Annotated in this window: 4 protein-coding genes; all 4 read left to right on the top strand. The window is 42.8% G+C overall.

Annotation, left to right across the window (positions count from 1 at the left end):
* Positions 1-125 precede the first annotated feature (125 nt).
* The 4 genes from FTT73_RS15575 to FTT73_RS15560 are packed head-to-tail and all read left to right on the top strand — an operon-like array spanning position 126 to position 6,600.
* Positions 126-3,845 carry an ATP-binding protein gene (locus tag FTT73_RS15575; protein WP_078390059.1) on the top strand — a complete coding sequence of 1,240 codons (3,720 nt, stop codon included), beginning with the start codon at positions 126-128 and terminating at the stop codon, positions 3,843-3,845.
* A 24-nt stretch (positions 3,846-3,869) separates the two neighbouring features.
* Positions 3,870-4,502, top strand: a complete 633-nt coding sequence (locus tag FTT73_RS15570; RefSeq protein ID WP_004676008.1) for a hypothetical protein — start codon at positions 3,870-3,872, stop codon at positions 4,500-4,502.
* Entirely contained in the window at positions 4,499-5,743 is a 1,245-nt protein-coding gene (locus FTT73_RS15565; protein WP_005100615.1) for a hypothetical protein, read from the top strand. The genes FTT73_RS15570 and FTT73_RS15565 overlap by 4 nt, the downstream gene beginning before the upstream one ends.
* Positions 5,734-6,600 (top strand): hypothetical protein, encoded by an 867-nt coding sequence (locus FTT73_RS15560; RefSeq protein WP_004676005.1) that lies wholly within the window; start codon positions 5,734-5,736, stop codon positions 6,598-6,600. The genes FTT73_RS15565 and FTT73_RS15560 overlap by 10 nt, the downstream gene beginning before the upstream one ends.
* Positions 6,601-6,764 lie beyond the last annotated feature (164 nt).

Below are 6,764 nucleotides of genomic sequence, written 5' to 3'. Positions count from 1 at the left end.
TGTATATAGAAATCGTCGTAAACGATTAAACCTGCGGTTTAATTTACTTGCTGGCATATACAATTTAGATTGGGTGAAAGATAAACAATTAAATTGGTTGAAAAATGATTTATGAAGGAAGTCTAATGAGTATTATTAACCCTCAAGAAACCTCTATGAAAGGTTTACAGTCAATCATTCTTTATGATTCTTTTCTTTCATCTAAACTATTCCGAGTTGATATTAGTGGTGGTCATACAAACATTACCGGTATCAACGGTGCAGGGAAAACCTCATTCCTGAACCTGATTCCTATTTTCTTTGGTGCCTCACCAAATGGGTTAATAGAGAAAGCTGCAAACAAGAAAAATTTCGTAGACTACTATTTGCCGAGCAGTCGAAGCATGGTGATTTTTGAATACCTTGCTCACTCAGGTACAAAGTGTGTGGTGCTGTATCGCAATAATAATCAGGGCAAGCACAACTACCGATTTGTTGATGGATGCGCGGAAGATACGCTATTAAGTGAGAGCAGTCTGGAAATCTTGGGTCTTTCTCAGAATGTGAAAGACGTATTTGATCAGGTTTATAAATCTGGCGTTGATGTGAGCCGTCAGATCGACAGCATCCCTGAATATATCTATACGCTGACTGCAGATAAATCACGACTGACAGGTGAAAGAAACCTTCGTGATTTATGCAACCGCTATTCACTGTCTGGAAGCAAACAACAGCTAAAATTCCTGAGCAATCTGACCCAGGTAACGATTAACCAGAACAATGTTGTCTCAAACTTCAAAACCATGTTAATTGAAGCGTATTTGGACAACGAGAAAATCAAAACAAAACCAACCTCTACCGCAGATTGGTTAGCAACCATCAATGATGTGAAAGCCCTACAAAGCCTTCAATCGGAAAAGCAGAAGATTATCTCTGGCATTCAGTTAAAGAATGCGGTCTTAGCCTCCTTTAATGCGCTTCATGCACACCTGTTGGTACTCCGGGACCATGTGGTGAACTACGAGCAGCAGATCAGTTCGATAGAGCATGAAATCTATGCGGTAAAGAACAAAGGGAATGAGACAGTCCGTAACCTGAATAACCAGATTGTACAAGTCAAAGAGCTGATTGCAGTAAAAGAAAAGTCTGCAGGTAACTTTAAACAGGCAATTCATGATATTGAAGTTGCGGAAAGACGTTATCAAGACATGAATATTTCCGTCATGGAACAGGAATATAAGAAACGTGCGCACTACTTCAACGAGATTGAAGAAGCGAAGAAATACAAACAGTTTTTGACTGAAAGCTACGAAAATATCAACCGCGAGTACGACAAGCATTCAGCAGATTTGCTTCGTGAAAAAATGGCATCCAGTGAAGCCCTTAATGCTGAATCTAACGAGGTTCAGGAGGCAATCAACCAGTTGCGAAACCGCTTTGATCTCAAGGTGAAAGAGCTTGAGCGCAAACAGGCTGAACAGCTCCAAATTCTTGATCAAGAAATTTCCAGTGAACGTCAAAGGCTTCTGGATATCCAGTCAGCAGCTATGGAGCGCATGCACCAATCAACACTGTTTACGGATGAAGAAAACCTACAGCTACAGCGCCTCAAGTTGGCTTATGAAGTCAAAGAGAATACCTTGTCTGCAAAGTCTGACGAATTGAAAGCGGCTCAAAACAAGCTTAAACAACTTAATTTTGATCAAAACAAGGCGCAGTATGATCTTAATGGATTAAAAGCCAAGCTTGAGAAAGCCAAGCAGTCAGAAGAGAATCTGCGTACAACCCTGTTCCAGAAAGACACCTTGCTACGGTTCCTGAATGATGCACCGAATGAAGATGTGGACTGGCGTACTACCATTGCGAAGGTCATCAATCCTGAGCTTTTCTTCAAAACCAACCTGAACCCTGTCTGGCAAACTGGCGTGAATGCCAATGCGCTAAGCCTCTATGGTCTTGAAATAGACCTGAACAAGTTGGAGATTCCAGGGGAAGCCGACAGTCTTGAGCAACTACAAATACGTCTGAAAGATGCCGAGATTTACACGGCTTCTTTGGTTGAGCAGTACGACAAGCAATCGCATCTGGCTCAGTCCATCCATAGAGAGATCAACGAGACCAATATTGCAGTTGTTAAACTCGAAAATGAGTTAAATACCCTGCAAAACGAGAAGCAGCAAGCCCGACAGGTTTATGACCAGACTGAGAAAGAGCTGAAAGCGAAGAAGGCAGAAGCTACACGTATTGAGCAAGAAGCTGTAAATAGAGCGAAATACGAGCTGCAAACTTTCAACAATCAGATTGAGCCGAAGAAACGTGGTGAGCTTCGATCAGCCAACATGCTTGAAAAAAATGGCTTAAAGGAGAGCTATGATGCGTCCTATGCAGACTTGCGTATCAAGCTTGACCTGATTGCCACAAAGGAAAAGCAGCTAGAGAGCAGCTATCAAGCCAAGATGGATGATTTGACCAACCTGTATCACAGCAAACTGCGTGAGCAAGGCGTGGATGAAAATATCCTGAAACAGGCAGAAATGAAGATCAAGGCTGCGATTGCACAGCACACCAAAGTCAAAGGCTATGAAAGCATTTTGGCTGAGTACGATATGTGGAAGAAAAACCACTATCAGTACAAGCAGAACCATATCGAGGACATGAACCAAGCTCTGAAACTTGTATCTGAATACAGCCACAATCTTTCCAAACTGGAAAGTGAGCTTGAACAAGTCCGAACCTCCCTTCGTACAAGAGTGGACAATCTTGAAGCGAGTGCACAAGATTTCAGGGAGAAAATCAAAAAGCTGGATAAACAGGGGCGTGAAATCGAAAACCTGTTCGATGACGATATCCTATTGGTAGAGGTAGATCGACCTGAGTTTTTAAGCTTCGACAGCTTCTCTCGTGATCTGGGTACGTTGGCTGATACACAGAAGAAACAGATTTATCAATTACGCTTGCAGACAAACGCTTCTAAGGCATTACTGCGCAAATATGAAGCCTTCTCTCTGTTCAAGCTGTTTGAGGAAAAGATGGAGAGTATGGGGACTACCAGTGAAACCATGAACACCATTAACTCCATGTCTACCATCGAAAGCATCATGGACTACGACTTGCCGAAAAAGCATGATGCAGTCACAAACATTTTCCGTAATAAATCGGCTCAGTTGCGTAACTATATTCAGGAAATCCTTAATCTAAATAAGCGTTTAAAGAGCGTATCTACGGAACTGTCTGGCTACCTGAACCGTAGCAACAAGTTCAAGGCATTCACTGACTTCTCAATGAATCTGGAAAGTGTGCTGAATGACAAGAACACCCTAGATCAGCTCAATCAGTTTGTTTTGCAGTGTGAGGACTATCAATCCTTTGAAAACATGCAAAGCAGCTCCATTCCGAGCGAGGATTTCATTCGTTGCTGTGAATACACCTTAAAGGCAATTGAAAGCACCAAAGGACATACTGATGATATCCGCTCTATGGTACGTCTGAAAATGAGCGTGATGAACAATGGTCGTCTTGCCGAGCTGCGTACTGACAACGACTTTACCAGTGCAGGGAGTACAGGAACGTCACGTATTCTGGTGCTGATCATGTTCCTCGCATTGTCACGGAAGTTATGCCCTGATAACTCGACCTACATCCATATCCCGCTTGACGAGATTGGCAACTTTGATGCGATCAACACCAATTTGCTGTTCGACATGATGGACCATAACAAAATCTATCTGGTCTGTGCTCAACCGGAAAACTCAACCTCTAACCACAAGTTTAAGAATCTCTACATTGTTGGAGCCAATGGTGTCAGCACTGTTGTTCCACTGGAAATCGAAGGCGATAACCCATTGCTTGCAGCAGAACCAGTCTAATAGGGAAAAAGTGGAGAATTTTAAATGGCTGATAAACGATTAACAAAAGTAGCGACCAAATTATTAGAAGGTTATCTAATTGACCAGTGGAGTGATTTTGAGAACTTTGAGTTTTTGAATGATGTCGAATTTTTAGATCAACTAAACAACCATATTAGTTTTCTAGGCAAAAAGTGTATTCAGACACCGTGCGGTGGTGGGTATTTCCTGATTTACCTTGATATTGAAAGTGACCCTGAGATCAAAAAGGTCATCACCAAACAGTTTGAGGAAAACGTCAGCAAAATGGAGCCACTTGTGGACTGGCTGCGACTGTTCAGAAAGGCAGGGGGGCGCAATGAACCTCTGATTGGAGGCGACAGAATTACGTCTGGTGAAATCCTGGTTGAAGTGGAGAAGTCCAAGCATGTCCAAAAAGGGCTAAAAGAACTCTCTGCAAAGTTGGGTAAGACCGCAAGCACAGTGAAAGACCAGATCAACGGTGTTATTCAGTTTTTGGTACAGCGCGAATATTTAGTGCCGGTTGGGGTTGTGGGTACTGAGTTTTTGGCAACTTCACGTTGGTCGATTTTCTACGATGAAGCTGAGTACCTTGCCGAACACAATGCGATTGATATCACTCAAACAGATGATGTGGAGCAGGGCGAGTTACTATGATCGACTTCGTGAATCCGGCTGAACGTGGGGCGAAGGTTTTCTCTGCAAACATTGATGCTATTGCCGAAGCAATCATGTTTACCAGTTCGTCTATTCAGGTCAATGAATCAAACAAATCCTTGATTGATAATTTGCTGTCTTGCGATCTTGGGTATCTGGATGCAGAAAAAAACACGCTGCATCTAAGAAACTTCGTCATTGAGTTTGTGAATTTCTATAAAAACAGAAAGAAACGCAACATTTCCGCACCCGACATTAGCGGTCTGATTGATCGTATCAAAACGGTGAGTACCGACTATGCCTTGTCAAAAGTCGAGGACCCGGAAAGTGCCGAAGTATTAAAGGTTGAAGCAAGTGACCTGATTATTGAGCTTTCAAACAATATCAGCGAGAACATGACCAATTTTGCCGATCAGTGCTTTGAGTATCTGTCGCTGTTCAACAACTACGACATGAAAATGCGTAAGGCTGAACAAAGCTTAAAGACTGCCAAAATGCTAATTACGGCACTGGAAATCCTTTCACCAAATACGATGGATGAATTGGCGGTAGGTGATGCAGACTTGCAGAGAGTGATCTCCAAACGTCTCAAGCCAAGCGTGTTTGAAGCCATTGAAGAAATGAACCACAGCCATCACCGACTGGACAAGCAACTCTTTGAATGGAAAAAGGACATAAAAACCCAGGAGCGAATCAATCTGATTGATGCGCTGCACCGTCATTTTGCCAACAACCGGACGCTGAATGCCGATATTGATTTCAACAAGGCACCTGATAGCTTCCGTCGTGTACCACTTATCAAGCTGAAAGCTCGTGCCGATATCTACCTTGAGGATTTTGAGAACACTTTATCTGCGGTAGCTCAGACAGCCAATCAGAAGCGTGTTAAAAAAGATGGTCCAGTTGTTGAAAAAAAACGCCCACCGGTAGAGAAGGCAACGCATACGATAGTGAAGGCAGTCTCACCTCTGGATAAAGCTGCATTTTTCTTCTTTGACGCTTTTGGCAGTCCGGCAATCAATGAAATATCAGCAAAGAACGCCTACATACGCCTAGAGCCTGGATGCAAATTTGAATACTGGATTAGTCGCCTCCTGTATGAGTTTGAACTCAACCACTCAAACCATCTTGAGTTGCAGTTAGTGGGTGAAACGGATGCTAAATATAATGGCAACTACTACATTTCAGATATCGTGTTTCGTCGCAAAGACAGCAACGGAAAGGTGATGCAATGCGCTTAGGGCAAAGAGAACTCTCAATCATTCAGACGGTTTTACAGCTTAAAACCAGAGTGGTGAAGCTTAACAAGACATGGACAATGCTGAACAAAGACATGCAGATCGGCAGCATCATCAAACGTGAGCTGCATCTAAGTGAATCAGATCTTGATGTGCTTCGGGTTCTGTACGGAAAGCATGTAAAAACGGAGCCAGAGGTAACGTATGACTCCAATGCAGACCGAATATCGCTTGCTGATCATCGTATAGATGAAAAGTCTGGCAATGCCAGCGTTTTCGGTGAGCAGCTTTGGTTTGCTGCGATCAATGCACAACTACCGTTAAAGTCCGGTGAGATGCACATTGCACATCCTGGCGTGACAACAGCCGTGTCCTTAGAGCATCTTGCAGTAGAAAAAATCAGGAAGCTGATCATTATTGAGAATGGCACTATGCTTGTACGGATTTCGGACTGGTATCAGCAAGTTCCACTCGAATGGCAAGACAGCCTATTCCTTTACAGGGGGCATGGTAAGAACTGCCGGTCAGTCAATCAGTTGCTTGAAGTTCTGCCAGAAGAATGTCCGGTAGCGGTGTATACCGATTTCGACCTGTATGGGTTGAATATCGCCAATAATTTCAACCTGATCAGACCAGTCTCTGTGATGGTTCCCCAATGTTGGCAAAGCATTAAAGAACAACACCCTGATAACAACTTCTATAAGTATGTAGACCAGTCAGAGTACATTTCGGATTTGTCGGAAACCGAAGGCATGTCGGAGCCGATGAAAGCGATCTTGAAGCATGTGAACTTCAATAAAGTTGCAGTTATGCAAGAGAACGTGAACCGGCTTGGTCCATTGGTGTGTATAGCAATTTAAGGGCACTGTTGCAAAAGTTCAAGGTGTTACTTTAGACTATAGCCTAACGGAACAAAATAAAGTCTTAAAAAGCAACTCAAAAACCGTATTTATAGACTTAATATTTAATTTCGGTACAATATGTATTTAATTATCTAAACTCTAACGGTACAGAATGCCTAATC

The sequence above is a fragment of the Acinetobacter sp. YH01006 genome (assembly GCF_013420445.1).
Classification (GTDB): Bacteria; Pseudomonadota; Gammaproteobacteria; order Pseudomonadales; family Moraxellaceae; genus Acinetobacter; species Acinetobacter pseudolwoffii.
This window is presented reverse-complemented; position numbering and strand designations above follow the sequence as displayed.